24 protein-coding genes and 1 pseudogene are annotated in these 26,482 nt (G+C 72.7%); 12 read left to right on the forward strand and 13 right to left on the reverse strand.

Annotation, left to right across the window (positions count from 1 at the left end):
* The first annotated feature begins 99 nt into the window (after window positions 1-99).
* The 5 genes from ABD883_RS12560 to ABD883_RS12580 all read left to right on the forward strand — a co-directional run bounded on the left by ABD883_RS12560 (window position 100) and on the right by ABD883_RS12580 (window position 6,893).
* Window positions 100-873 (forward strand): Mu transposase C-terminal domain-containing protein, encoded by a 774-nt coding sequence (locus ABD883_RS12560; protein WP_345032546.1) that lies wholly within the window; start codon window positions 100-102, stop codon window positions 871-873.
* A complete protein-coding gene (locus tag ABD883_RS12565) occupies window positions 873-1,685 on the forward strand; it encodes an AAA family ATPase (protein ID WP_345032548.1) in 813 nt (270 codons plus the stop codon). Before ABD883_RS12560 ends, ABD883_RS12565 begins: the two co-directional genes overlap by 1 nt.
* A gap of 356 nt (window positions 1,686-2,041) precedes the next feature.
* On the forward strand, window positions 2,042-2,434 hold the full coding sequence (locus tag ABD883_RS12570) for a WhiB family transcriptional regulator (protein ID WP_295689568.1): 393 nt from the start codon (window positions 2,042-2,044) through the stop codon (window positions 2,432-2,434).
* On the forward strand, window positions 2,431-5,451 hold the full coding sequence (locus tag ABD883_RS12575; protein WP_345032550.1) for a hypothetical protein: 3,021 nt from the start codon (window positions 2,431-2,433) through the stop codon (window positions 5,449-5,451). Before ABD883_RS12570 ends, ABD883_RS12575 begins: the two co-directional genes overlap by 4 nt.
* Window positions 5,448-6,893 carry a DUF5719 family protein gene (locus tag ABD883_RS12580; protein ID WP_345032552.1) on the forward strand — a complete coding sequence of 482 codons (1,446 nt, stop codon included), beginning with the start codon at window positions 5,448-5,450 and terminating at the stop codon, window positions 6,891-6,893. Before ABD883_RS12575 ends, ABD883_RS12580 begins: the two co-directional genes overlap by 4 nt.
* Window positions 6,894-6,944: 51 nt before the next feature.
* On the opposite strand, the gene ABD883_RS12585 is transcribed toward ABD883_RS12580, so the two are convergent.
* Window positions 6,945-7,355, reverse strand: coding sequence for a metallopeptidase family protein (locus tag ABD883_RS12585; RefSeq protein ID WP_265808452.1), 411 nt, complete (start codon window positions 7,353-7,355; stop codon window positions 6,945-6,947).
* A gap of 37 nt (window positions 7,356-7,392) precedes the next feature.
* Here ABD883_RS12585 and ABD883_RS12590 point away from each other — a divergent pair, with 37 nt between their 5' ends.
* Genes ABD883_RS12590 through ahcY form a run of 3 tightly spaced genes read left to right on the forward strand, consistent with a single transcriptional unit; the run spans window position 7,393 to window position 10,672 of the window.
* Complete coding sequence (locus ABD883_RS12590) at window positions 7,393-7,737, forward strand: DUF3499 family protein (RefSeq protein WP_345032556.1); 345 nt, start codon at window positions 7,393-7,395, stop codon at window positions 7,735-7,737.
* Window positions 7,734-9,185, forward strand: coding sequence for a phosphohexomutase domain-containing protein (locus tag ABD883_RS12595; protein ID WP_265808453.1), 1,452 nt, complete (start codon window positions 7,734-7,736; stop codon window positions 9,183-9,185). Before ABD883_RS12590 ends, ABD883_RS12595 begins: the two co-directional genes overlap by 4 nt.
* Window positions 9,186-9,220: 35 nt before the next feature.
* A complete protein-coding gene (gene ahcY / locus ABD883_RS12600) occupies window positions 9,221-10,672 on the forward strand; it encodes an adenosylhomocysteinase (RefSeq protein ID WP_265808454.1) in 1,452 nt (483 codons plus the stop codon).
* 171 nt (window positions 10,673-10,843) lie between these two features.
* On the opposite strand, the gene ABD883_RS12605 is transcribed toward ahcY, so the two are convergent.
* The 6 genes and pseudogenes from ABD883_RS12605 to ABD883_RS12630 all read right to left on the reverse strand — a co-directional run bounded on the left by ABD883_RS12605 (window position 10,844) and on the right by ABD883_RS12630 (window position 16,134).
* Window positions 10,844-11,824 carry an ABC transporter substrate-binding protein gene (locus tag ABD883_RS12605; protein ID WP_247618903.1) on the reverse strand — a complete coding sequence of 327 codons (981 nt, stop codon included), beginning with the start codon at window positions 11,822-11,824 and terminating at the stop codon, window positions 10,844-10,846.
* A gap of 133 nt (window positions 11,825-11,957) precedes the next feature.
* Complete coding sequence (locus ABD883_RS12610) at window positions 11,958-12,641, reverse strand: ABC transporter permease (protein WP_247618902.1); 684 nt, start codon at window positions 12,639-12,641, stop codon at window positions 11,958-11,960.
* A gap of 21 nt (window positions 12,642-12,662) precedes the next feature.
* Window positions 12,663-12,989: a hypothetical protein gene (locus tag ABD883_RS12615; protein ID WP_247618901.1), complete on the reverse strand. Its 327-nt coding sequence runs from the start codon at window positions 12,987-12,989 to the stop codon at window positions 12,663-12,665.
* The gene (locus ABD883_RS12620) at window positions 12,970-14,478 is read right to left on the reverse strand and encodes a sugar ABC transporter ATP-binding protein (RefSeq protein WP_295689559.1); all 1,509 of its coding nucleotides are present in this window, start codon (window positions 14,476-14,478) and stop codon (window positions 12,970-12,972) included. The genes ABD883_RS12615 and ABD883_RS12620 overlap by 20 nt, the downstream gene beginning before the upstream one ends.
* A gap of 51 nt (window positions 14,479-14,529) precedes the next feature.
* Complete coding sequence (locus ABD883_RS12625) at window positions 14,530-14,781, reverse strand: L-rhamnose mutarotase (RefSeq protein ID WP_345032629.1); 252 nt, start codon at window positions 14,779-14,781, stop codon at window positions 14,530-14,532.
* A gap of 54 nt (window positions 14,782-14,835) precedes the next feature.
* Window positions 14,836-16,134, reverse strand: a pseudogene (locus ABD883_RS12630) (enolase C-terminal domain-like protein).
* A 224-nt stretch (window positions 16,135-16,358) separates the two neighbouring features.
* On the opposite strand from ABD883_RS12630, the gene ABD883_RS12635 reads away from it, so the two are divergent.
* From ABD883_RS12635 to ABD883_RS12645, 3 genes are all read left to right on the forward strand, one after another.
* Window positions 16,359-17,072 (forward strand): GntR family transcriptional regulator, encoded by a 714-nt coding sequence (locus ABD883_RS12635; protein ID WP_295689557.1) that lies wholly within the window; start codon window positions 16,359-16,361, stop codon window positions 17,070-17,072.
* 108 nt (window positions 17,073-17,180) lie between these two features.
* Window positions 17,181-18,044, forward strand: coding sequence for a fumarylacetoacetate hydrolase family protein (locus tag ABD883_RS12640; RefSeq protein ID WP_247618898.1), 864 nt, complete (start codon window positions 17,181-17,183; stop codon window positions 18,042-18,044).
* A 67-nt stretch (window positions 18,045-18,111) separates the two neighbouring features.
* A complete protein-coding gene (locus tag ABD883_RS12645) occupies window positions 18,112-18,864 on the forward strand; it encodes an SDR family NAD(P)-dependent oxidoreductase (protein ID WP_247618897.1) in 753 nt (250 codons plus the stop codon).
* Between the two features lie 74 nt (window positions 18,865-18,938).
* Here ABD883_RS12645 and ABD883_RS12650 read toward each other — a convergent pair whose 3' ends face one another.
* Entirely contained in the window at window positions 18,939-19,754 is an 816-nt protein-coding gene (locus ABD883_RS12650) for an RDD family protein (protein ID WP_247618896.1), read from the reverse strand.
* 43 nt (window positions 19,755-19,797) lie between these two features.
* Between ABD883_RS12650 and ABD883_RS12655 the strand changes: the two genes are divergently transcribed.
* Entirely contained in the window at window positions 19,798-20,793 is a 996-nt protein-coding gene (locus ABD883_RS12655) for a stage II sporulation protein M (RefSeq protein ID WP_295689551.1), read from the forward strand.
* An 89-nt stretch (window positions 20,794-20,882) separates the two neighbouring features.
* Here the strand turns inward: ABD883_RS12655 and ABD883_RS12660 are convergent, their stop codons facing one another.
* Genes ABD883_RS12660 through ABD883_RS12680 form a run of 5 tightly spaced genes read right to left on the reverse strand, consistent with a single transcriptional unit; the run spans window position 20,883 to window position 26,320 of the window.
* Window positions 20,883-22,175: a DUF58 domain-containing protein gene (locus ABD883_RS12660; RefSeq protein ID WP_295689549.1), complete on the reverse strand. Its 1,293-nt coding sequence runs from the start codon at window positions 22,173-22,175 to the stop codon at window positions 20,883-20,885.
* Complete coding sequence (locus ABD883_RS12665) at window positions 22,175-23,383, reverse strand: AAA family ATPase (RefSeq protein ID WP_295689546.1); 1,209 nt, start codon at window positions 23,381-23,383, stop codon at window positions 22,175-22,177. The genes ABD883_RS12660 and ABD883_RS12665 overlap by 1 nt, the downstream gene beginning before the upstream one ends.
* Window positions 23,380-24,636: a DUF4350 domain-containing protein gene (locus ABD883_RS12670; RefSeq protein ID WP_345032567.1), complete on the reverse strand. Its 1,257-nt coding sequence runs from the start codon at window positions 24,634-24,636 to the stop codon at window positions 23,380-23,382. Before ABD883_RS12670 ends, ABD883_RS12665 begins: the two co-directional genes overlap by 4 nt.
* Window positions 24,633-25,253 (reverse strand): DUF4129 domain-containing protein, encoded by a 621-nt coding sequence (locus ABD883_RS12675; RefSeq protein WP_247618891.1) that lies wholly within the window; start codon window positions 25,251-25,253, stop codon window positions 24,633-24,635. The genes ABD883_RS12670 and ABD883_RS12675 overlap by 4 nt, the downstream gene beginning before the upstream one ends.
* A complete protein-coding gene (locus ABD883_RS12680) occupies window positions 25,250-26,320 on the reverse strand; it encodes a hypothetical protein (RefSeq protein ID WP_295690396.1) in 1,071 nt (356 codons plus the stop codon). Before ABD883_RS12680 ends, ABD883_RS12675 begins: the two co-directional genes overlap by 4 nt.
* Between the last annotated feature and the right edge of the window lie 162 nt (window positions 26,321-26,482).

Here is a 26,482-nt window from a genome sequence, read left to right on the forward strand (position 1 = left end):
CGCCGCTGAAGACCTCGTCCAGGCGGCCTGAGCAGAGAAGGAAAACTCGTAGGGACTGTCCACATTCCTTGACACAGCCCAAACGACCCGCACTGGCCGATGTGCGGCATCCCCGACCGGCTCTACGTCGACCACGGCACCGACTTCACCAGCGACCATCTCTCCCAGACCGCCAAGGATCTGCACTTCGAAATCATCTACTCCGCAGTGGCCAGGCCGCAGGGGCGCGGCAAAATCGAGCGGATCTTCGGCACCATCAACATCGAACTCCTGGCCACCCTTCCGGGCCATCTCGCCGAGGGCCACCGCCACCCCGACCCCGTGCTGACACTGCCGGACCTCGACGACGCCATCGGGGCGTTCATCGCCGATGACTATCACCAGCGCGAGCACCCAGAGACCACAGCATCTCCGCACCAAGCGTGGCTCGGCGACGGATGGCTGCCCCGCCTGCCCGAAACTGTCGATCACCTCAACCTGCTGCTGCTGACCGTAGCCAAACCTCGCATCGTCCACCGCGACGGCGTCCACTTCCAAGGCCTGCGCTATATGTCTCCACTGCTGGCCGCCTACGTCAAAGAGCCGGTCATCATCCGTTACGATCCCCGCGACATCTCAGAAATCCGCGTCTTCCACAAAGACCAATACATCTGCAAAGCCGTCGACCCCGACCACGTCGCCGCCACCGTCAGCCTCAAAGACGTCCAGGCAGCACGCGCCGCCCGACGCCGCGAGCTGCGCGGCCAGATCAACGAACGCCTCGCCGCCGTCACCCGACACCAACCGGTGCCTCCACCCACGCCGCAACCGACTCCCGTCGAACGTCCGAGCAACAAGAAGCCGAAACTGCGGACCTACCTTGAGGATGACTGATGCCCCAGCAACGATTCGTCGCCACCAAAGAACACCGCAGGTTCGCCGAATTCGCCGATGCCGTGCGCCGGCAACACACCATCGGCATCTGCTACGGGCAGGCAGGAATCGGCAAAACCCTGTCGGCCAGGCGATATGCCAACTGGCACAAGGCCGAGAAACTCCTGGAACAATGGGGGCCCCGCGATGACTCGGACCACCAGGTCTACGCCGCCTTAGCCCAAAGGCGAACCGTGTTCTACACCCCGCAGGTCCTCGCCAGCCCTCGCCAGTTCATGCAAGACCTCACCCACATCACCTCTCGCGTGGCGATCTGCATCGACCAACACCTGAACAAGAACGGCACGCGACAAGGACCGGTTATGCACTGGGACAAGCACGTCGAACTCATCATGATTGACGAGTCCGAACGACTTCGCCCTGCCGCTCTGGAGTACCTACGCGACAGCTATGACCGCACCAACACCGCGCTCATCCTGATCGGAATGCCAGGAATCGAGAAGCAATTCAGCCGCTACGCACAGCTCTACAGCCGCGTCGGCTTCGCCCACGAGTACCGGCCCCTCGCCGAAGACGAACTCCGCTTCGTCCTCGAACGCCGCTGGCGCAAACTCGGCCAAACCCTCGACCCCGACGACTTCACCGACGCCCAAGCCCTCGCGGCGGTCGCTCGCATCACCCGCGGCAACTTCCGCCTCGTCGACCGACTCTTCACCCAGATGGAACGCATCATGAAGATCAACGATCTCAACACCATCACCGACGACGTCGTCGAAGCCGCCCGCTCCACGCTCGTCATCGGCATCACCTGAAGCCGCCACCTCCAGCTGCAGAAAGCCGCCAACTCGAGCTAACAGTCACAATCATGGGAAACTTCCCGCCGGTGCCGGAGATCCCACAGGTTGTGGTCCAGCGGGTGCCGCAGCCCAAGATGTAGTGACATGTGCCGGAACGCCGGGGAACGCCTGTTCGAATAGCGAGACGCGGGCCGGTCCATCTAGCACTCGCGGGGTTGACTTATGGGTAATGACACGCGTGTAATTTCGGTAGGGGAAAACCGGGAACGGAGCGGCGGCAGCGCCGTCCGGACCCGAACGCAGAGCAGGGGGAAATCGTGTCAGAAGCGCGACATCACGCAGAGGAATGGCGGGCGCCGCACTATCCGTCGGTGACCGAGCGCACCGCGGAGGACTGGTTCGTCGACCCGACCCGCCCGGCGCCCGGCTTCGTCCCGGACCCGCTCTCGCTCGACCCCACGGATCTCTCGCCGATCCCGACCCGGTCCGAGGCCGAGGCCGCCGTGTCCCCGCTCTCGCTGCTGTTCGGCGGACTCGAGGACGGCGTGCTGTCCTGGCAGGACCAGGCCCTGTGCGCGCAGACGGACCCGGAGGCGTTCTTCCCGGAGAAGGGCGGCTCCACGCGTGAGGCGAAGAAGGTGTGCGCCTCCTGCGAGGTGCGCACGCAGTGCCTGGAGTACGCGCTCGAGAACGACGAGCGCTTCGGGATCTGGGGCGGACTGTCGGAAAGGGAGCGCCGCCGGCTGAAGAAGCAGGTGGTGTGAGCTTTGCGGTGACCGTCGTCGTCGACCTCGACGACGGGCCGATCGCACCCGACAGGCTCGCCGCGCTGCGCCGGGACCACGCCGATGTCACCGGCTTCCTCGCGCTGTCCTCCGGCCCGGCGCGCGCCGGCGTCCACACCCACGCCGAGGCCGCCTCCGCGCCCGTCCTCGAGCGCTCGCAGTACGTCTGGTTCCTCACCCCCGGCGCGGAGCCGGATCCCGACGCGCTCTCGCTCCTCATCGAGGCGCTCAACACCGCCGAGACCCTCGGTGCCGTCGGACCCGTCGTCACGACGGCCGGTCCGACAGCCCCGCTGCTCGTGTCCGCCGGGGTCACCACGACCCCCGACGGCCTGCGCGTCAACCCGGTGACCCCGGGCGAGACCGACGCCGGTCAGTACGACCGCCGGCAGGACGTGCTCGCCGTCGACGTCCCGGGGATGCTCGTCCCCGCCGCGCTCGTGCGCGCCATCGGCGTGCCGTCCCCCGCGCTCGACCCGGCGTACCGCGGCATCGAGTACTGCCGCCGGATCCGGGCCGCCGGGTACCGCATCGAGCTCGCGCCCGGTGCGGTCGTCGCCGTGCCCGAGGCCGGGCCGTACCGCTCCTCGGCCCGCCCCCTGCCGAGCCCGCGCGCCCTGCGCGAGGAGCACCGGTACCGGCTCGCGCTCACCCCGCGGTCCCGGACCACCTGGACGATGGTCCGGCTCGGAGCCGCCGCGCTCCTCGCCGCCCTCGGCTGCCTGCTGGCCAACGACCCGCGCCGCGCGGCCTGGAACCTCCGCGCCCTCCTCGCGCTCCCGGCCGACGCCCGTGCCACCGCCCGGGTCCGGCGCACCCGCTCCGGCCGCGATCCCGCATCCGTCCTCTTCGCGAGCCGGCACGCCCTCGAGATCGCCCGGCGCGAGCTGCGCGACGACGGGGAGCCGGCCGCGGAGAACGAGCGCGACGCCGGTCCGCTCGACACCGCCGGCGAGGTCGCGCGCTATTCGACGATCGAGGTCGCCGGCCGCCGCAGCCTCCTCCTCCACCCGCTCACCGCGGTCCTCGTCGCCACCGGGATCGCCTCCGGCCTCATGCTCCACTCGCTCGCCGGGCCCGGTGCGCTCACCGGCGGCGCGCTCCCGCGCCTCGACGTCCCCGCCGGCGCCGTCCTCGACCGGATCCTCACCCCGGTCGACCGCCAGGGGCTCGGCTCCGCGCTGCCCGCCGACCCGCTGCTCACCGTCCTGCTCATCGCCGCGCTGCCGTTCCTCGGCGACCTCGACCTGCTCGTGCGCGTGCTGTGGTTCGCCGCGCTGCCGGGCGCGGCCCTCATCATGTACCTGTGCGCCGCGCGTCTCGCACCGCCGGCCGGCATCCGCGGGCTGCTCGCACTCGTCTGGGCCTGCTCCCCGGCGCTCCTCCTCGCCCTGCTCGAGGGCCGCCTCGGCACCGTCGTGGCCTGGCTGCTCGCGCCGGTCGCCTGCTGGGCGCTCGAACGGGCCGTGCGCCTGCGCCGCGCCACCGCGGCCGCCGGGGCCGGACTCGCGCTCGCCGTCGTGCTCGCCGGTGCCCCGTTCCTCGTCCTGCCGGTGACCGCGGCGCTCCTCGTCCTCCTCGTCGTGCTGCGTCGCCCCGGCCTCGTCTGGACCCTGCTGCCGACCCTCGGCCTGTTCGCCCCCTGGCTCGTCTCCGCCGTGCGCCACCTCGATGTGTTCCTCACCAACCCCGGTGCACCCTTCGACTTCGCCACCCCGGCGAGCTACGAGCTCGGTCTCGGCTATGCCGCCCGGCCCGGGTCCGCGCTCCTCGACCAGTGGCTGCCCGACGGCGCCACCCCGTGGATCCTGCTCGCCCTCATGCTCCCGCTCCTGCTCGCCGGGGCGCTCGCGCTCACCCGGGTGAAGAACTCGCTGGGCCTGCTGCTCGCCTCCACCGTGCTCTACTGCGCCGGGCTCGCCGGCGGGATCGTCCAGTCCGCGCTCGAGGCCGGGCTCACCGCCGACCGGCTCATCGCCTCCTACCCGGGCGACTCGCTGCTCCTCATGGGGCTCGGCGCGGTCGGGCTCATTGCCTGCGCCCTGTGGCCGGCGGACTTCGACCGCGCCTCCCGGCTGCGCTCGGTGAGCCTGCGCATCCTCGTCCCGGGCGCCGCCCTGCTCGTGCTCGGCGTATTCACCGCCCAGTCACTGCTCGGCGGGCTCGCGCTCACCCGCACCCCGGACTCCCCGCTGCCGGCGTTCGCCACCGAGCGCGCCACCGGCCCGCTCGGCCAGCGCACCCTCGTCCTCGACACCCGCGACGGCCAGCTCTACGGCGAGCTCGCCGGGCCGGGCACCGGGACCGTGCTCACCACTGCGACCCTCCACCAGGCGCAGCGGATCGGCGGGGGGCCGTTCGATCGCCGCCCGGAGCCCCTCGACGCCGCCGACACCGCGCTCGCCACCGCGATCGGCGGCCTCACCGCCGGCGACGGCTCCGATGTGCGCCCGGCGCTGCAGGAGCTCGCCGTGGGCTTCGTCGTCGTCCGCGACACCGCCGAGGACTCGCTGAGCCGGGACGTGTCGGTGTCGACCGGGCTGACCCGGCTCGGCGACTCGGCGCAGGGCCGCCTGTGGCAGGTCGAGACCGACGGCGCGCCGATCTCCGCCGTCTCCCTCGTCCACCCCGACGGGATCGTCGAACCCGTCGAGGTCCACGACGGGGCGTTCACGATCCCCGCCGGCGAGGACGGACGCACCCTCGTCGTGTCCGAGCGCGCAGGACTCACCTCGGTGCGCCTGGGCGGCGCGCCGCTGCCCGCGGCCGAGGCCGGGTGGCGCACCGCCCACGCCGTCCCCGCCGCCGGCGGCAGCGGCACCCTCGAGGACCGCCGGGCCGGTCACACCGTGCTCGCCGTCACCGGCCTCGTCGTGCTCGGACTCGCCGTCATCACCGCGCTGCCCTTCGGCCGGTCGGACGCACCGCTGCGCACCGGGGGCAGCCGTGCCGTCCCGGTCCGCCGCACCGCACCGCCGAGGAGGGCCGAAGCATGATCAGCGAGCGCAACCTGCGGTCCCTCGTGACCTTCGCCGGGATCGCGGTGCCCGGCGTGCTCATCGCCGCCACCGGCTTCCTCACCCCGCTCGCGGGAGGCTCCGTGCAGCGCGGCCCGGAGCAGATCCGGCTGCCCGCCTCGGACACCGTGTCCGTGTGCCCCGGGCCCTGGCAGACGGCGGAGGAGGCCGCCGGCACCGACGCGGAGTTCTCCACCGATCCCGCCCCGCCGGCGACGGTGCAGTCGGCGACCGTCCTCACCTCCGCCCCCGACGGCACCGCGCAGGCCGCCGGTCTGCGCTCGGAATCCCTCGACGGGGCGGAGAACTTCACCGTCGGCACCTCCCGCGGCTTCGTCACCGGCGACGACCTCGTCGACGCGCCCACCCGCATCACCGGGCTCGCCGCGGAGGAGCACCCCGCCCTGGTGTCCGCCGCGCAGACCGTCGCCGCCGACTCCGGGGACTTCGCCGGGCTCGCCGCGCTCAGCTGCACCCGGCCGGCCACCCGCGCGGTGCTCACCGCCGGCGGCACCGCCGCCGGCGCCGATTCCCGGCTCCTCATCGGCAACCCCTCGGCCTCGCCGATCACCGTGGAGATCGCGCTGCGCGGTGCGCACGGCCGCGTCCCCGCCGCCGGGGAGGACGCGCTGAGCCTGGCGCCGGGCGAGCAGCGTGCCGTCCAGCTCGGCGCGCTCGCCCCGGACGAGGAGGTGCTCGGGATCGAGCTGCGCGCCGCCGGCGGACTCATGACCGCCGCACTCCAGCAGATCGAGCGCGACGGTCTGACCGCGCTCGGCATCGAGTACGGGGTCCCGACCGCTCCGGCCGGCTCCACCGCCGAGGTCCCCCTCGCCGCGGCCGGCTCCGCCGCGGTGCGGATCGTCAACCCCGGTGACACCGCGGCGAGCGCGCGCATCGAGTACCTCGGCGCCGACGGCCCGGTGGAGATCGAGGTGGGCTCCGCCGCGATCCCGGCCCACGGCACCGTGGAGGTCGCGCTCGGCGAGGTCCCGGCCGGGGTCGTGCGGATCAGCGCCGACGCCCCCGTCCACGCCGGGGCCCGCCTCACCGCCGACGGCGACTTCGCCGAGGTGCCCGCGACGGCTCCGCTGCGCGCCGGCCAGCTCCTCCTGCTGCCGCGCGGGCCGGCGGCGGAGGTCGTGCTCGGCAGCGCCGACGGAGAGGTGGTGCTCACCGGGGTGCGCGAGGACGGGACGAGCACGGAGCCGCACGCCGTCGATCTGTCCCCGGACCGGGCGAGCACGGTGACGCCGAGCGCGCTGTTCGGGGAGGCCGTCACCGGGCTGCGCTTCGACACCCCCGACGGGGTGCGCGTCCATGCCGCGGCGATGGCGGTGAGCGAGGCCGGGATCAGCGGGCTCGTCGTGCCCGCGCCGCCCACCGGGATTGGCTACCGCGACATCCGCCTCGGGCACTGAGCCTGCGCCGGGGTGCGCCGGGCGCGGGACGGCAGGCGCGGCGGGCGGGGGTCAGCCGCGCGCCTCGGGCCACAGCTCGGCGGCATCGCGGCCGCACAGCAGCCCGGCCTGCTCGCCGATGATCCGGCCGAGCAGGTCGACGAGCTCCTCGCGGTCCGCGCAGCGCGAGGCGATCGGCAGCCGGTGGACGACGATCGTCGCCGGCCGGCCCGGGGTGGCCGGGAACACGCGTCCGAGCTCGACGGCACCGGTGGGCGGGGGCACCCGGTCGACGGCGAGCACGACCCCGTCGAGCTCGCCGTCCGCGCGGGAGCGGATCCGGTCCATGATGCGCGCGGCGAGGCGGTCGAAGCGCGCGGCGCGCGAGCGCGCGCTCGGCACCGGGGCGGAGAAGATCTCCCCGCGCAGGCCGCGGCCGTGCCGGTCGCGAGCGTGCCGGTCGCGGGCGTGGGAGCGGGACATGGGGCCGATTGTATTAGACTCTCGTGGTGTGCCCGGAGTGAGACTGTGTTCCAAGACGAACTGCGCGAACAGCGCCGCGTGGACCCTGACGTACGTCCACGCCGACGCCTGCGTGGTCATCGGTCCGCTCGCGATGCGCGCCGAGCCCGGCGCCCACGACCTCTGCTCCCGCCACGCCGAGCGCCTCATCGCCCCGCAAGGCTGGCAGCTCATCCGGCTCGGGGCCGGCGAGGAGCAGCCCGAACGCAGCCGCGACGACCTGCTCGCGATCGCCGACGCCGTGCGCGAGGCCGCTCGGCCCAAGCCCGCGCCGGCCGCCGGGCCCGCCCCCGTCGCGCGGAGCCACGGCCACCTGCGCGTGGTCGGGGACCCCGAGGAATGACGGACCGCTCCTCCCGGCTGTCCCGCGCGCTCAAGGCCTACGACCTGCGCGGCCGGGTCGGCGACGACCTCGACGACGACCTGCTGTTCGCGCTCGGCTGGGGCACGGTGCGCACGATGCGCGCCCGCCACGGCACCGCCGGGGTCGTCATCGGCGCGGACATGCGCCCGGACTCCCTGGGATTCGCCCGCGCGCTCGCCCGCGGGGTCGCCGCCGCCGGGGGTGCACCCACCCTGCTCGGCCTGTGCTCGACCGACCAGCTGTACTTCGCCTCCGGGCGCTCCGGCCTGCCCGGCCTCATGGTCACCGCGAGCCACAACCCGAGCGGCTGGAACGGCATCAAGGTGTGCGGCCCGCACGCGGCGGGGATCTCCCGCGCCGGCGGCCTCGACGCGATCGCCGACTCCGCCCTCGACGCCCCGCCGGACCCCGCCGCCGGCGACCCGGCGGCGGCCGCGGAACCCCGGCCGGACCCGGACGCGGCCCGGGAGCTCGCCGTCGGGTATGCGGAGACGATCCGCGCGCAGACCGGCATCACGGGCCTTCGCCGGCCGCTCACCGTGATCGCCGACTGCGGCAACGGGATGGCCGGCAAGCTCCTGCCCGAGGTGTTCGGCACCGCCGCGCTCGCCGCCCCGGCGCCCCTGGACGTGCGCGGGATGTACACCGAGCTCGACGGCACGTTCCCCAACCACCCGGCGAACCCGCTCGACCCCGCGAACCTCGTCGACGTGCAGGCCGCCGTCGTCGACTCCGGCGCCGACCTCGGGCTCGCCTTCGACGGCGACGCCGACCGCTGCTTCGTCATCGACGAGACCGGGCGGGCGACCTCGGCCTCGGCGATCGGCGCGCTCGTCGCCCGCCGCGAGATCGCCCGCGCCCGCGCCGCCGGGGAGGACACCCCGGTCGTGCTCCACAACCTCATCACCTCGCGCGCGGTGCCGGAGACGATCCGCGCGGCCGGCGGCCGGCCGGTGCGCACCCCGGTGGGCCACTCCGGGATCAAGCAGCTCATGGCCGAGCACCGGGCGGTGTTCGCCTGCGAGCACTCCGCGCACTTCTACTTCCGCGACTTCTCCGGCGCCGACAGCGGCATGCTCGCCGCCTGCCACGTCATCGCCGCGCTCGCGGAGACCGGCGGGACGCTCAGCGCGCTGCTCGCCGATCTCGACCCCTACGCCGGCTCTGGGGAGATCAACTCCACCGTGGCGGACCCGGCCGCCGCGCTCGCCCGGTTCCGCGACGCCGCCCGGGCCGGGACGTTCGGCGCGGGCACGGTCGACGAGCTCGACGGGGTGACGCTCACCGGGGCGGACTTCTGGGCCAATGTGCGCCCGTCGAACACCGAGCCGCTCGTCCGGTTCAACTGCGAGACCCCGGACGCCGCGCGCACCGCCGCCCTCACCGCGGACGTGCTCGCACTCGTCCGCGCCGACGATCGACCCTAGACTGGACGCACACCCGACGGACAGTAAGGACTCACGTGCTCGAACACCGCATTGCCGACATCACCCTCGCCGAGGCCGGCCGCCACCAGATCCGCCTGGCCGAACGCGAGATGCCCGGACTCATGAGCCTGCGCGAGGAGTACGGGGACTCCCAGCCGCTGCGCGGCGCCCGGATCGCCGGCTCGCTCCACATGACCGTGCAGACCGCCGTGCTCATCGAGACGCTCACCGCGCTCGGCGCCGACGTCCGCTGGGCGTCGTGCAACATCTTCTCCACGCAGGACGAGGCGGCCGCCGCGGTCGTCGTCGGCGCGGGCACCGTCGAGGAGCCCGCCGGCGTCCCCGTGTTCGCCTGGAAGGGCGAGACGCTCGAGGAGTACTGGTGGTGCACCGACCAGATCTTCCGCTTCCCCGAGGGCGCGAACCTCATCCTCGACGACGGCGGCGACGCCACCATGCTCGTCATGGAGGGCGCGGACGCCGAGGCGGCCGGCGGCGTGCCGGAGCCCGGCGAGAACGCCTCGGCGGAGGCCCGCGTGTTCGCCGCCCGCCTGCGCGAGTCGCTGGCCGAGGACGCCGGGCGCCTGACCCGGATCCGCGACGGGCTGCTCGGCGTGAGCGAGGAGACGACCACCGGCGTCAACCGGCTCTACCGCCTCGCGGAGGCCGGCCGCCTGCCGTTCCCGGCGATCAACGTCAACGACTCGGTGACGAAGTCGAAGTTCGACAACCGCTACGGCATCCGCCACTCCCTGCCCGACGGCCTCAACCGCGCTACCGATGCGCTCATCGGGGGCAAGGTCGCGCTCGTCATCGGCTACGGCGACGTCGGCAAGGGCAGCGCCGAGGCGCTGCGCGGCCAGGGGGCGCGCGTGCAGATCGTCGAGATCGACCCGATCTGCGCCCTCCAGGCGGCGATGGACGGCTACGAGGTCGTCGACGCGCAGGCCGCGATCGGGCAGGCCGACTTCGTCATCACCACCACCGGCAACACCCGGGTCGTCGACACCGATCTCCTCACCCGCCTCAAGCCCGGCGCGATCGTCGGCAACGTCGGCCACTTCGACGACGAGATCGACCTCGCCGGCCTCGAGAAGCACAGCGGGGTGGAGATCGTCGAGATCAAGCCGCAGGTCCACGAGTGGACGATCCCGGTGCCCGCCGAGCTCGGGCTCGACCGGGAGGAGACCTCGTTCGTCGTGCTCTCGCAGGGCCGGCTGCTCAACCTCGGCAATGCGACGGGCCACCCCTCGTTCGTCATGAGCGCCTCGTTCACCAACCAGGTCATGGCCCAGCTCGAGCTCTTCACGAACCACGACGACTACCGGCCGGGCGTGCACCGGCTGTCGAAGGTGCTCGACGAGAAGGTCGCCCGCCTCCATCTCCCGGCGCTCGGCGCGCACCTCACCGAGCTCACCAAGGAGCAGGCGGAGTACATCGGCGTCGACGTGGCAGGCCCCTACAAGCCCGAGCACTACCGCTACTGATCCCGCCACCCCGCGCGGCACAGCACAGCACAGCGGCACAGCCAAACGGCAAAATCCTGCGGTTCCTGAGAACGGAACCGCAGGATTTCGCTGTCTCGGCCGGTGCGTGCCGCACCGCGGCGGAGGAGCCCGGTCCGGCGGCGCGGTCCCGCCGCGCCGCCGGATCCGATGTCACTCGTAGAGGTTGGGCTTGATCTCCTCGGAGTCGATGGTGTCCTTGTCGTACCAGTAGAAGCCGGTGTCGATGGTCTCCGGCAGGTCCTCGCCGGCGAGCGCCTTGACCGCGGCCTCGACGGTCTCGCGACCGATCCCCACCGGGTTCTGGGTCACGGCGCCGAACTCCGTGCCCTCGCGGATCGCGTCGAGCTGGGCCTTGCTCGAGTCGAAGCCGACGATGGTGACGGAGTCGACGACGTCCTTCTCCTTGACCGCGTTGACGACGCCGACCGCCGAGCCCTCGTTGGTCCCGTAGAGCCCGGCGAGGTCGGGGTTGGCCTCGATCATCGCGTTGGCGATGTCGGTCGACTTGAGCTGGTCGCCGCCGCCGTACTGGGTGTCGACGATCTCGATGTCGGGCTCGTTGGCCTCCATGTACCCGACGAACCCGTCGCGGCGGTCGCGGCCGGAGGACGAGGTCTGGTCGTGGGCGACGATCGCGATCTTGCCCGAGCCGTCGATCGCCTCGGCCATGTGCTTCGCGGCCTCCGCCGCAGCCGCCGTGTTGTCCGTCGCCGCGGTCGTCACCGGGATGTCGGAATCGACGCCGGAGTCGAAGGCGATAACGGGGATGTCGGACGACTGGGCGCGCTCGAGCAGCGGGGCCGCGGCCTGCGAGTCGAGGGCGGCGAGCGCGATCGCGTCCGGGTTCTTGTCGAGGGCGGTGGTGAGTATCTGGATCTGCTGGTCGACGTCGGTCTCCGTCTCCGGGCCCTCGAACGTCACGCGGACGTCGTGCTCGGCGGCGGCCTCCTCCGCGCCCTGCTTGACGGCCTGCCAGAACTGGTGCTGGAACCCCTTGGACACGATGGCGATGTAGGGCTGGTCGCCCTCCCCGCCGCCTGACCCGCCGGACTCGGTGGATTCGCAGCCGGACAGGGCCAGGGTGAGGATCGCCGCGCCGGCGGCGACCGTGCTCCACAGTGAGCGCTTCATGTGAACTCCTTCGTTCGTGGACGGTGGTGCTGATGGGTGGTCTGCGGTGGTGCTGGTGCTGCTGGTGCGAGGGTGCGGGTCCGGTGCGGCGTGCGCACCGGGGGCGGGAGGCCCGCGGGTGAGGCGTCCCAGCTCATGTCGACTCCTGCCGCTTGCGGCGCACCATGTCGACGAACACGGCGATGAGGATGACGACGCCGACGACGACCTTCTGCCACTCCTGCGGGATCGACATGATCTGCAGGCCGTTGGTGAGCAGGGACATGATGAGCGCGCCGATCACCGTGCCGATGATCGAGCCCTTGCCGCCCTGGAGCGAGGTCCCGCCGATGATCACCGCGGCGATCGCCTCGAGCTCGTAGCCCATGCCCTGGCCCGGCTGGGCCGAGGACAGGCGGGAGGCCATGATCACGCCGGCGAGTCCGGTGAAGCAGCCGGCCACCGTGTACACGATGACCTGCCAGCGGCGGACGTTGATGCCCGACAGGGCCGTCGCCTCGGCGTTGGAGCCGATCGAGAAGGTGTAGCGGCCGAACACCGTGCGGGAGAGCAGCACCCACGCGATGATCGCGGCGATGAACATGATGATCACCGCGTTCGGGATGACGAGGCCGGGGATCGATCGGCCCATGGCGACGTTGAAGAAGCCCGGCGTCTCGGTGAAGTAGATCGGCTTGGTGCCGGAGATCACGAGGGCGAGGCCCTGGGCCACCATCATCATCGCGAGGGTGGCGATGAACGGCGGGATGCCGAGGAAGGAGATCACCGAGCCGTTGACGAGCCCGATGAGCGCGCCGAACGTGATGCCGCCGAGCACCCCGACCCACAGCGGCAGCCCCTAGTAGGTGAGGAACACCCCGACCATGACCGAGCACAGGGTCATCCCGGTGCCGATCGACAGGTCGATGCCGCCGGTGATGATGACGAAGGTCGTGCCCAGCGCGAGGATGCCGATGACCGCGGTGGCGAGCAGGATGCCGGAGATGTTCGACACCGAAGCGAAATCGGGGTTGGCGACGGTGAAGAAGATGAAGAGCACGATGAGGCTGACGAAGGCGAGCATCTGCTGCAGCGAGCTGCGGAGCCGGGAGAGCAGTCCGGTGCGCTGCGGCGGGCCGCTCGCGGTCGGGCCCGCGGCCCGGGTCTCAGTGGTCGTGGTGCTCATGGCGAGGACCTCCTCGGTCACGGGTGTCGGTGGGCTGGGGTGCGGAGTGGACGGTGACCTGGGAGTGGGCCGTCGCGAGCTCCATGATCGATTCCTGGCTCGCCTCGGCGGCGTCGAGCGTGCCGGCGAACCGGCCCTCGCTCATCACCGCGACGTGATGGCACAGGCGCAGGACCTCCGGCAGCTCGGAGGAGATCACGATGATCGCCTTCCCCTGCTCGGCGAGCGACTGGAGGAGGGCGTAGATCTCCTCCTTCGCCCCGACGTCGATCCCGCGGGTGGGCTCGTCGAAGATCAGCACCCCGGAGTCGTGGAGCAGCCATTTGCCGATGACGACCTTCTGCTGGTTGCCGCCGGACAGGTTCTTCACCTGCTGGCCGATCGACGGGGTCTTGATCCGCAGCGTGTCGACCGCGGAGAGCGCGGCTGCGCGGATCGCCCCGGTGCGGACGAACCCGGCGGTGCTGAGCTTCGGCAGGCTGCTGAGCGCGATGTTGTCCGCCACGCTGCGGTCGAGGAGCAGGCCCAGGTGCTTGCGGTCCTCGGACAGGTAGCCGATGCCGGCCGCGGCGGCCGCCGCGGGCGAGGCGAGCCGCACCGGGGTGCCGTCGAGCCGGATCGTGCCCGCGGTGTGCGGGTCGGCGCCGATGACGGCGCGCGCCACCTCGGTCCGGCCGGCTCCCATGAGCCCGGCGAAGCCGAGGATCTCACCGCGCCGCACGGAGAAGGAAACGTCGCGCAGCAGCCGCTTCGTCGACAGTCCCTCGACCTCGAGGGCCGGGGGAGCGGCCGCATCGATGTGCGCGGGTGCCAGTTCCTCGGCCGCGGTGATCTCCCGCCCGACCATCATCGCGATCACCGTGCGCAGCTCGGTGTCCGGGGTGTCGACGGTGTCGATGTACTGGCCGTCGCGGAGCACGGTGATGCGGTCGGTGATCCGCTTGAGCTCCTCCATCCGGTTGGAGATGTAGATGACGCCGGTGGTCGGCGACACGAAGCCGCGGATGATGTCGTGGAGGGCCGCGACCTCGGCGTCGTTGAGGGCTGCGGTCGGCTCGTCCATGATGAGGATGTCCGACTGCACGCTCAGCGCCTTGGCGATCTCGACCATCTGCTGCCCGGCGACGGTGAGGTCGCCCACCCGGGTGCGCGGGTCGAGGTCGACGCCGACCCGCTCGAGGAGCGCGGCGGCGCGCCCGTTGAGCGTCGCGTCGGACACGAACATCCCGAGGCTGCGGGGTTCGCGGCCGAGGAAGATGTTCTGCGCGACGCTGAGGTCGGCGGCGAGGTTGAACTCCTGGTGGATGATCGACACGCCGAGCGTCTCCGCGGCCTTGGGGGTGAGGATCTCCACCTGGCGGCCGTTGATCGCGATCCGGCCGGCGTCCGGCGGGTGGATCCCGGAGAGGATCTGCATGAGCGTCGACTTGCCGGCGCCGTTCTCCCCGATGAGTCCGAGCACCTCCCCGCCGTGCAGGGTGAGCTGCACGTCGTCGAGCGCGCGGACCCCGGGGAAGGACTTCGAGATCCCCGGGTGCGGTCATGGCAGCCTCCAGTCGAGCGGCAGGCCGGAGTCCTGTCCGGAGTAGTCGTCGGGCACCGCGAGGAGCTCGTCCATCTGCGCCTGCCAGGCGACGTTCACCGGGTGGTCGGCGAGGGCGGCGCGCATCGCGGCGTAGTCGTCGACCTCGACGAGGTGGAAGAGGTGTGTGCCGTCGCGCCAGATCCGCCAGCCGCGGACCCCGGCGTCGCGCAGTGTGGTGTCGAGCTCGGCGGGGATCTGCGCGTGGATCGTTTGTAGTCGAGCTCGCGGCCGGGCCGGAGCTCGGTGCGGAGGGCGATGGTCTCAGGCATGGACCGCCTCGCTCCTGCCGGCCTCCGCCGCGGGGACGGCGCCCGTCGCCGCACTCCACTCGGCGCCGCCGGGGTAGGCGTAGCGGGCGAGCGATCCGGCGTGCATCTCCATGCCCGCGCCGGGCAGGCGGGGCGCCCGGTAGTGGCCGGCGCGGACGTCGATCGGCTCGATGAAGTGCGCGTGGAGGTGGTCGACGAACTCGATCGAGCGGCGCTCCCGGGTGCCGGAGACCGCGACGAAGTCGAACATCGACAGGTGCTGGACGGCCTCGCACAGGCCGACACCGCCGGCGTGCGGGCACACCCGCACACCGAACTTCGCGGCGAGCAGCAGGATCGCGATGTTCTCGTTGACCCCGCCCACCCGTGTCGCGTCGAGCTGCAGCACCTCCATCGACCCGGCCTGGAGCATCTGCTTGAACATCACCCGGTTGTGGACGTGCTCGCCGGTGGCGACGGGGATCGGGGCGATCCCCCGGGGCGATCGCGGCATGGGCCAGGATGTCTTCGGGGCTCGTCGGCTCCTCGACCCAGGCGATCGAGTCGTCGTCCATCGCAGTGACCCAGTCGATCGCCTCGGCGACGTCCCAGCGCTGGTTCGCGTCGATCGCGATCTCGACGGAGTCCCCGACGGCCCGCCGCGCGAGCGCGAAGCGCCGGCGGTCGTCGTCGAGGTCCGCCCCGACCTTGAGCTTGATCTGGGTGAAGCTGTCCGCGACGGCCTGCTCCGCGAGGGCGACGAGCTTCTCGTCGCTGTAGCCGAGCCAGCCCGGCGTCGTCGTGTACGCCGGGTAGCCGGTGGCTTCGAGCTCGGCGATGCGAGCAGCGCGCCCGGGCTCCGCGGCGCGGAGGATGTCGAGGGCCTCGTCGCGAATGAGCGCGCCGGTGAGGTAGCGGAAGTCGACGATGTCGACGATCTCCTCGGGCGTCACCTCCGCCAGCAGGCGCCACAGCTGCAGGCCGGCGCGCTTGGCGCGCAGGTCCCACAGAGCGTTGAGGACGGCGCCGGCGGCCATGTGCATGACGCCCTCCTCCGGGCCGAGCCAGCGCAGCTGCGAGTCGTGGACGGGAGTCGCCAGGCGCGGCCGAGGTCGGAGAGGAGCTCTTCGGCGTCGAGGCCGACGACGTGGTCGGTCAGCGTTGCGATCGCGGCGGTCATGACCTCGTTGCCGCGACCGATCGTGAAGCTGAAGCCGTGGCCTTGGAGGCCGTCGGCGGCATCGGTGCGCAGCTCGACGTGCGCCGCGGAGTAGTCGGGGTCGGGATTCATCGCATCGGAGCCGTCGAGCATCCGGGACTTAGGGGACCGGTCGTCGTAGACCCGGATGAGTGACACCGGGAGGCCCTCCTTCTTCGTCGAATGGTATGGGCTGGATCGCATGTTCACAGGAAACCTACACATCAGATAGGATCGTTGTAAATCATGTAGGGTTGGGATTCCCAGCCGCGATGAGGCGGCGAACTGGTATTCATGGAGGACCCGGATTCCACCGGGTGATCTGCGACGGAGGCGACATGACAGGCCGCATCGACGTGCTCGAGGAGATTCGGACGCTCATCGTGAGCAACGCGATCGCACCCGGGGAGCGGGTGAACATCGACCAGCTCTCGCGCCGCCTCGGCGTGTCGCAGACGCCGGTGCGCGAGGCGCTCCAGCACCTCGAGGGCGACCGGCTCGTCGTCCGCGACAAGAACCGCGGATACACGACGACCGCGCTGCTCGACGAGCGGGGGCTGGCCAACATGTTCGAGGTGCGGCTGCTCATCGAGCCCTGGACCGCCTCGACCGTGGCGGTCGACCGGGTGGGGAACCCGGGCCGGCGGATGGCCGACGAGCTCGAGTCCTACCTCGCCGCGCAGGAGTCGGCGCAGAACCCGCGCGCCGAGCTCATCGCCCACGACGTCCGGTTCCACGAGATCATGCTCGCCGCGGTCGACAACCCCTTCCTCCTCGACGCCTACCGCAGCCTCCACGCCCACCTCCACGTGTTCCGGCTCTACCCGCAGGACTTCGACGGCACCGCGACCGTCGGCGAGCACGTCGCGATCGCCACCGCGATCGCCGAATGCCGCCCGCGCGACGCCGCGCAGGCGATGCGCGAGCACCTCGGCAGCGCGCTCGAGCGGTTCCGCTCCGGCATGTCCGGCGGGTCCGGCACCGGCGGCGGGGCGGGGCTCGGATTCACGACCTCGGTCCTCGGCACCGCCGTCCCGGCGGCCGGCGGCTGAGGTCCTTCGCCGGAACCTGAGACCCTCGGTCGGGCTCCGCACGCCGACCGCCCCACGGCAGACCACCACGACCACCCACCTCACCACCACCCACAGTCAGGAGTACCCATGAAGCTCATGCGAGTCGGCCCGCTCGGGTCGGAGACACCGCTGCTCGGCATCGCCCGCCCCGACGGCGGTGACGACTGGTTCGAAGCCTCGTCCGTCACCGCGACCTACGACCGGCGCTTCTTCGCCGAGGACGGCCTCGCCCGGGTCGCCGCCGCGCACGCCGAGGGCGCGCTGCCCGCGGCCGAGGTCACCCCGGGCATGCGGATCGGCGCGCCCGTCGTCGATCCCCAGGCGCTGCTGTGCATCGGGATGAACTACGCCGCGCACGCCGCGGAGTCCGGCGCCGAGCCGCCCGCCCAGCCGGTGCTGTTCTTCAAGACCCCGAACACCATCGCCGGCCCGGACGACACCGCCCGGATCCCGCGCCGGTCGACGACGACGGACTGGGAGGTCGAGCTCGGGATCGTCATCGGGCAGCGGTGCTCCTACCTCGGCGACCGGAAGGAGGCGGCCGCCGCGATCGCCGGCTACGTGCTCGCCGACGACCTGTCCGAGCGGAACTTCCAGATGCACGAGTCCGGCGGACAGTGGTCGAAGGGCAAGTGCGCCCCCGGCTTCTCCCCGCTCGGCCCGTGGTTCGTCAGCGCGGACGCGCTCGACCCGTCCGACCTCACGATCCGCAGCTGGGTCAACGGCGAGATCCGGCAGGACTCGAACACGCGGGACATGATCTTCGGCGTCGACGAGATCGTCCACCACCTCTCGCAGTACCTCGTGCTCGAGCCCGGCGACGTCATCCTCACCGGCACCCCGGAGGGCGTGGCCCTGTCGGGACGCTTCGACTATCTCCGTGCCGGGGACGTCGTCGAGGTCGAGATCGCCGGGCTCGGCCGCCAGCGCCACGAGTTCGTCGACGCCTGAGCGCCGCCCGCCGAACCCGGGTGCACGGCGACCGCCGCCCACCGGACCGAAGAACCAGGAGAACACCATGCACGCATCCATGACAGGGCTCTCGGCGATCGTCACCGGCGGCGCCTCGGGCATCGGTGCCGCCGCCGCCCACGCGCTCGCCGAGCGCGGAGCCGCGGTCGCCGTCCTCGACCTCCGGCCCGAGGCGGCGGACCCCGCCTTCACCGGCATCGCCTGCGACGTCGGCGACGATGCCTCCGTGCGCCGTGCCGTCGCCGAGGCCGCCGAGCGGCTCGGCGGGATCGACGTCGTCGTCAACAACGCCGGGATCGGCGCGCAGGGGACCATCGAGGACAACTCGGACGAGGAGTGGCGCCGCGTCCTCGACATCAACGTCCTCGGCATCGTGCGGGTGACGCGGGCCGCGCTGGGGCACCTGCGGGCCTCGGACCGCGCCGCGGTCGTCAACACCTGCTCGATCGCGGCCACCGCCGGGCTCCCGCAGCGGGCGCTCTACAGCGCGAGCAAGGGTGCGGTGGCCTCGCTCACGCTTGCGATGGCCGCCGACCACCTGCGCGAGGGGATCCGCGTCAACTGCGTCAACCCCGGCACCGCGGACACCCCCTGGGTGGGCCGGCTCCTCGACTCCGCGCCGGACCCGGCGGCGGAACGGTCCGCGCTCGCCGCCCGGCAGCCGCACGGGCGGCTCGTCACCCCGGCCGAGGTCGGGGAGGCCATCGCCTACCTCGCCTCCCCGCTCGCCGGTTCGACCACGGGCGTCGCGCTCGCCGTCGACGGCGGGATGCAGGGACTGCGGCTGCGCCCGGAGTGAGCGCGGCGCCCGGAGCGGGATCGGACCCGCCCGGGCGCCACGGTGCCGCTGACCGAACCGGTGTGCCGGTCCGGTCAGAGGCGCTGGCCGAAGGGAAGCGCGCCCACCCGCGCGCGGAAGGCCTCGGTCGAGCGCGCCGAGCGCTGCATCCGCAGCGTGTACTCGTGGCGGGTGCGGCCGATGATCGCGGCGAGGAACTCCTCGGGGTGCGTGCCCGGGGGAGGAGCCGGCGCGATGAACGGGTTGACCTCCTCGGCGAGCTCGATCGCCCGGTCGAGCCGGGAGGCGGGCGTGCGCTGCTCGGCGGTGACGAGGAACTGCACCATCCGGTAGTGGAGCCCCGCCGGGATCGGTGAGACGTCCGCGCGCGAGATCCACGGCACCAGGTGCTGCGGGACGGCGATCCGTGCGAAGCGCGGCATCCCGGCCCGCTCGTTCACCGCCAGCGTGCCCGCCAGATAGTCCCCGATCCGCTTGCTCTGCGGGGACAGCAGGCCGACGAGCGCGGCCAGGCCGCCGCCGGTGGCGAACACCTCGAACTGCCACAGCAGGGCGCGGATGAAGGCGTGCCGGAAGGTGATCGCCCCGCCGTCCTCGCGCACGATCCGCAGCCCGCAGATGAGCCTGCCGAGCGAGCGGCCGCGGGTGAGCGCCTCGACCGTGCACGGGATGAGGACGAGGGTGAGCACGGTGAGGAGCAGGGTGAGCGTCCGGCCGAGGAGCGAATCGACGATCGTGCTCCAGTCGATCACCCAGGCGGCGCTGAACATGATCGCGGAGTAGGCGATACCGTAGACGACGAAGTCGATCGCGCACGACACGGCGCGCGCCCCGAGCGAGGCCGCGCGCACGTCGAGGGCGACCGCCTCACCGGTGACGAGTGTGCTCACGGGAACTATCGTGGCACAGACGGTGCCGACTATGCTGTCCACCATGGATCCGGCTCTGCTCGCCGAGCTCCACGGACCGGCCTGGGCCCGGCTGTCGACGCTCGCCTCCCGCAACACGCTCGACGCGCGCGAGGCCGAGGAGTTCCTCGCCCTCTACCGCTCCGCCTCGAAGGACCTGTCGCGGATCCAGACCGTGGCACCGGACTCCGAGGTGTCGATCCGGCTGTCGAGCATCGTCCACCGCTCGCGCATGCAGCTCACCGGGGTGCCGCTGGGCCTGCGCGGCTCGCTCGTCCAGTTCTGGGTCGTGTCCCTGCCCGCCGCGCTCTACTCCCTGCGCTGGATGTTCCTCGGCGTGTTCGCCTTCTTCGTCGGGATCAGCGTCCTCACCACCGTGTGGGCCTACAACGACCCGGCGGTGCTCGAGGGCTTCGGCGATGCGGAGATGCGCCGGCGGCTCGCGGAGGAGGATTTCGTCGACTACTACTTCGAGCACCCGAGTGGCTTCTTCACCGTCGGGGTGTGGGCGAACAACGCGTGGATCGCGGTGCAGTGGGTGGCGCTCGGGATCCTCGGCTTCCCGATCGTGTTCGGCCTCATCCTCAACGCCTTCAACGTCGGGCTGTCCGGGGCGATCATGTTCGAGTTCGGCCACGGGGCGGAGTTCTTCCGCTACATCCTGCCCCACGGGATCCCGGAGATCACGTGCATCCTCATCGCCGCGGCGGCCGGCCTGCAGATCTTCCTCGCCTGGGTCGTGCCCGGTCCGCGGACCCGACGCGCCGCTCTCGCCCGAGCCGCCCGCTCCCTCATCACCGTCGCGCTCGGACTCGTCGTGCTCCTCTTCCTGTCCGGCATCATCGAGGGCTTCGTCACCCCCTCGAGCCTGCCCGACGTCATCCGGATCGGGATCGGCGCGCTCTACACCGTGGGCATCGTCGTCTATGCGATCGTGCTCGGCCGGCCGGCGCTGCGCGCCGGCGACACCGGTGACCTGTCGGACGACCGCGCCGGCTACGAGGTCGTCGCCGTCGACTGAGCCCGGCCGCGGCGTCGCACGCATTCCACGGCGGTCGAGAGTGCAGAGAACGGCGGATCCGCTCCCAGGAACCTTCGGAGATCGAGTGCTCAGAGGCGGCCGGTGGCCTTGAGGGAGATGTAGAGGTCGGCGAGCGCCGGGGCGAGGTCCTCCGGGGGCTCATGGACCGAATGGATGCCCGATTCCCGCAGCGAGCCGATGACCGAGCGCACCTCGAGGAGCTCCCGCTCGGCCGCCGCCGCCCGATAGGCCAGGGCCGGGGTGTGCACGCGGGCGGCCATCGACTCGAGCTCGGGGTCCGCGACCGAGGCGATCGCCACGGAGTGCCGGGCGCGCAGCACGGGCAGGGCCGGCAGGATGTCCTCGGCGACCGTCGTCGGGTCGAGCGCGGTGACGAGGACGACGAGCGAGTGCTGGGATGCCGCCCGCATGACGGCCGAGGTGATCGCATCCCAGTCCGCGTCGAGGAGCTCGGGGTCGACGTCGGTGAGCTCGTTCGACAGCCGGCCCATCGGATCGCGCCCGGTGATCGGTCCGATCCGGGCGCGGACCCGGGCATCGGCGACGAGGAGGTCGACCCGGTCGCCACCGCCGGCGGCGAGCGCGGCGAGCAGCTGGCCGGCCTCGAGCGCGGCATCGAACACCGTGCCGGTGCCGCAGCGGCGCGCCGCGAGGCGCGAGGAGTCGAGGACGATGACGACCCGCCGGTCGCGCTCGGGCCGCCAGGTGCGGACCATGAGCTCGCGAGCGCGCGCGGTGGCCCGCCAGTCGATCGAGCGCACGTCGTCGCCGCGGACGTACTCGCGCAGCGAGTCGAACTCGGTGCCGAGACCGCGGATCATCACTGCGGTGCGCCCGTCGAGCTCGCGCAGCCGGGCGAGCTTCGAGGGCAGGTGGCGGCGCGACAGGAACGGCGGCATGACACGGATGCTCGCAGGCACGTCGATGCTCGTCTGCCGCCCGAGGACGCCGAGCCAGGACCGCGAGCGCAGGGTGAGGCGGTCGGCCGGGAGCACCCCGCGGCGGGTCGGGGTGAGCGTGAGCACGCGCTCGAAGGACTCACCGGCGCGCAGCCGGGTGCGGAACCGGACGTCCGCGGCGCCGGCGCTCGGGGTCCACGCGTCGCGGACATGGAGGCGCTGCATGCGCCGGCCCTCGTTGCGCAGCGTGAGGGTGGCGTGCGTGTCCTCGCCGAGGCGCACCCGGCGGCCGGGCGTGCGCTGGGCGGAGACCCGGCGCGGGCGCGGGGTGAGGAGCCAGTCGAGGAGTGCGATGAACGCGGCCGCGGCGAGCGCGAGCCCGGCGGTGTCCCAGCCGGGCACGAGCAGCACCGGGATCGCCGCGAGCGCGACGAGGAGGACGAAGCGCCAGGTGGGGACCATCAGCGCGGGGCTCGGGTGGTGTCGATGATCGAGGTGAGCACCTGGTCGATGCCGATCCCGTCCATCTGCGCCTCGGGCCGGAGCAGGACGCGGTGGCGGAAGGTCATCGGGACGAGTAGCTTGACGTCGTCGGGGGTGACGTAGCCGCGCCCGGACAGCCAGGCGCGCGCCTGCGCGGCGGCGAGGAGCCGGGTGGCGCCGCGCGGGGACACCCCGAGCGCGAGCGAGGGCGCGATCCGGGTCGCCTGCACGATGTCGACGAGGTACTCGAGCACCTCGGGGGCGACGTGGATCCCGCCGGCCCGCTCGGCGGCCTCGAGCAGGGTCGGGATGTCGGCGACCGGGCCCACCCCGGCTTCGGCGAGGTCGTGGGAGTCGAATCCGTGCGCGTGCCGGCGCAGGATCTCGAGCTCGGTGTCGCGACCGGGCAGCTCGAGGACGAGCTTGAACAGGAAGCGGTCGAGCTGCGCCTCGGGCAGCGGATAGGTGCCCTCGTACTCGATGGGGTTCTGGGTCGCGGCGACGAGGAACGGGCTCGGCAGGGTGCGGGTGGTGCCGTCGACGGACACCTGCCGCTCCTCCATCGCCTCGAGCAGGGCGGACTGGGTCTTGGGCGGGGTGCGGTTGATCTCGTCGGCGATGAGGAGATGGGTGAACACCGGCCCCTCCCGGAACTCGAAGTCCCCGGAGCGCGTGTCGTAGATCATCGAACCGGTGACGTCGCCGGGCATGAGGTCGGGGGTGAACTGCACGCGGGTGGAGGCCATGTCGAGCGCCTGCGCGATCGTGCGCACGAGCAGCGTCTTGGCCACCCCGGGCACTCCCTCGAGGAGCACGTGCCCCCGGCACAGGAGCGCGAGCAGGATCCCGTCGACGGCCGGCTCCTGGCCGACCACGGCCTTGCCGACCTCGCTGCGGACCGCCTCGAGCCGGGCGCGCAGCGCGTGGTCGCGGTCGTCGAGCCGGTGCTGCTCGGCGAGCCGGGCTTCGAGGGTCGGTGGGGCGTACGCGGCGTGGCCCTGCTCCACCGGGGGAGGCGCCCCCGGCCCCGGGGCGGGGTGGTGCCCCGGACCGGACCCGGTGTACTGGCCCGGCGCGGGTGCCGCAGGCTGCCCCGCCCCCGGGTGCGCGCCGGAGGGATGGGCGCCGGGGTGCGGGCGGAACCGGTCGTCGGGCTGGTTCGGCGGCTGCGGGGGGATGTGGCTCATAGGGGTGAGATCTCGCTCTCCAGGGTTGCGATGGCGGTGGCGATGGCGGTGAGCTCGGCGTCGCTGCTCGGGGCGGGTCCGGCGAGGAGCCGGTTCACCTCGGCGGGGTCGCGAGCGGTGCGGGCGGCGACGGCGGCGCAGATCTCCGGGGTGCGGGAGTGCGGCGGCAGCGACAGGCCGGAGGCCAGGCGCAGCAGCGCGGCGGTGCGCAGGGTGTGCAGCGCGGAGTCGCGCGCTCCGGCGCGCTGGAGGATGCCGGCGCGGCCGAGGACGGTCTCCACCGGCGGCACGACGACCGGCAGGCGCTCGACGGCGAGCGGTCCGAAGCGGCGGCCGCGCCACAGCATCGCCGCGATCCCGAGCGGGATCAGCCACAGCAGGGCGACCCAGAACCAGGCGGGCACGAGGTCGAACGACGGGCCGAGCAGCTCGTCGTCCGGGCCGGCGCCGAGAGTCTCGTCGTTCGGATCGGCGTAGTAGTAGACGAGGGAGTCCCGCTCGCCGAGCGCGCCGAGGGCGAGGGCGGCGTTGCCCGAGTCGGCGAGGTGCGCGTTATTCAGCCAGGCCCGGGAGCCGAGCACGGTCACGGTGGTGCCGTCGAGCTCCTCCCGGGTCACCGCGCCGTAGCCGGCCTGGTCCCATGGTTGGTGGTAGCACACCGTGACCTCGGAGTCCTGGGCGCCGAGCGCGGCGTACCGCTCGGGCGAGTCCCTCACGGTGCCGGCGCGCTGCGCGGTCTCCCACGTGCAGTCGGGGGCGAGCGGAGCGCTGCCGCCGGGCCCGGCGGCGGTCTGGTACGCCTGCTGGACGCCGGGGGACCAGTCGGTGACCTCCGTCCCGGGCTCGACGACGACGAGCGGGGATCCGGAATCCACCGCTGCGGAGCGGAGCCGGTGCCGGTGCTCGGTGGCGAGGGCGGAGTCGGGGTCGAACACGAGCAGCGTGGCGTCGGAGTCCGCGGCGCGCTGCGCGGCCTCGTCGTAGGACTCGGTGGTGCTCACCTCGATGCCCCGGGCGCGGAGCACCTCGATCACGGCCCGCCCGCCCGCGGGCGCGGACGACTCCCAGTGGAGCGGCCGGGTCTCCTCCGTGCCGGTCTGCGACAGGAACCCGACGATCGCGGCGAGGAGGACGACGAGGGCGGCGATCACCCACACGGTCGAGGAGCGGGCCCCGCTGCGCACCCGCTGCCAGGTCCCGGGTCCGCCGGCGCGAGCAGTGCCGCGCACCGCGACGTCGAGGCCGGCGCTCATGCGCGCACCCCGGCGGTCAGTCGGCGGTCGAGCTCACGGACCCGCTCGTAGTCGGCCTCCGCAGCGGCCTCCGTGCCGAAGGTGATGTCGTCGAAGGTGCGGCCGACCCGGTGGAGCGCGCCCGCCTCGGCGGGACGGGCCGCGGCGGCGGCCGTCGTGAGCTCCGAGGCGGTGCTCGCCGTCGTCACCTCGATGACCTCGGCCCGCCCCAGGCCCACGAGGAGGGCGCGGGTGGCGTCCTGCACCGCCGGGGTCCAGTCCCCGGCGGCGGCCGCGGCCCGTGCGCGTGCCCGCAGCTCCTCGGGGTCGACATCGGGCACGAGCACGGCGAGCGGCCGGTAGGGGTCGCTCAGGCTGCCGCCGGAGCCGCGCCGCACCCGCCACACGACGAGCACTGCGAGGGCGGCGACGACGAGCACGACGAGCACGATGAGCCAGACGGAGCGGATGTCGGCGACCGGTGCCGTGAGCTCGGAGAAGAAGTCGGAGATCGCGGCTCCCAGCCGCTGCAGGAGGGTGAGGTCGGCCTCCTGGTACTCCTGCTTCGACAGCTCCTCCTCGGCCCAGCGCTGTGCGGAGTCGCGGTCCGGGTTGAGCGGCGCGGCCCAGGCGCTCACGCCTCGGCCTCCGCCTGGCGCAGGAGCACGAGGTCGTAGCCCTCGGCGCGCATGAGCCGGTCGAAGAAGACGACGGACACGAGCCCGGCGAGGTAGGCGAAGAGGACCGCGGTGGCCGCGATCGTCAGCGCGCCGACGACGACGGCGACGACGGCGAGCGCGGAGAGGAGCATCACGGTGCCGCCGGTGCCGCTCGAGATCCCGATGATGACGGCGAGGATCGTCAGGACGTAGGCGATGACGACGAGCGGGGTGATGATGATCGAGACGAGCTGGTTCGAGAGGTACCAGCCGAGCAGGAGCTGGCCGAGGGTGCGCCAGAACCCGCTCCCGGTGAGTCGCCACGAGCGGACGAACGCCTGCCGGATCGTGCGGCGCTCGTGCGCGACCGTGCAGCCGACGAACGCCGTGCGCAGCGCGAAGTAGAGGGTGAAGGCGCACCAGCCGAGCAGCCCCAGGCCGGTGAGCACGAGCGAGGCGGTGCTCTGCCCGAGCCCGGCGACGACGAGCGCCGGGAGGAGGAGCACGGCGAGCGCGAGGAGATGGGCGAGGCCGAGCAGCCCGGTGACGAGCACGAGGCGCAGGCGCACCCCGCGCAGCGCCAGCCAGCCCGCGCGCAGGGTCATGCGGCGGGAGTCGAAGGCGGCCCGCGCCGCGACGGCGCCGACCCCGGTGAGCAGGTGGACGAGGGAGAGCGAGGAGATCGAGAGCGCGAAGGCCCCGAACTGGGCGACGATCGAGAAGCCGGCGGCGGCATCGGGGTCGGAGAACACCTCGGAGAGGAACCCGGTGCCCGCCCACGCGAGGCCGGAGATCACGACGCCGATGAGCAGCGTCCACAGGGTGAAGACGATCGCGGAGAGCCCGACGGTGAGCGCCGGGGCGAAGCGGATGAGCCGGAAGCCGCCGTCGAGCCCCTCGAAGAAGCGCAGCGGACGCCGGGACAGCACTCCGGGCCGCGGCGGCGGCCGCCACTCGACCCGCGGCGCTCCCGGGGCGGCGGCCACGAGGGTCCCGCTGCGCCAGTCCATGCGCGCGGCCCAGGCGGCACTCGGCGGTTCGGCCACGGTGCTCACCTCCTCGGACGCGTCCGGCCGGTGCCCGTCGGCGTCGACGGTCCGGTTCCCCGCGCCATTATTCCCAAGCCGGGATGCGGATACCAACACCGGCCCGGCTCGGCCCCGGCCGCGGGGCGGGCTGCGAGGCCGTCGGCGCCGGGGTGCGGGAGG

Origin of the sequence: Brevibacterium pityocampae (genome assembly GCF_039541555.1) — a bacterium.
GTDB lineage: Bacteria > Actinomycetota > Actinomycetes > Actinomycetales > Brevibacteriaceae > Brevibacterium > Brevibacterium pityocampae.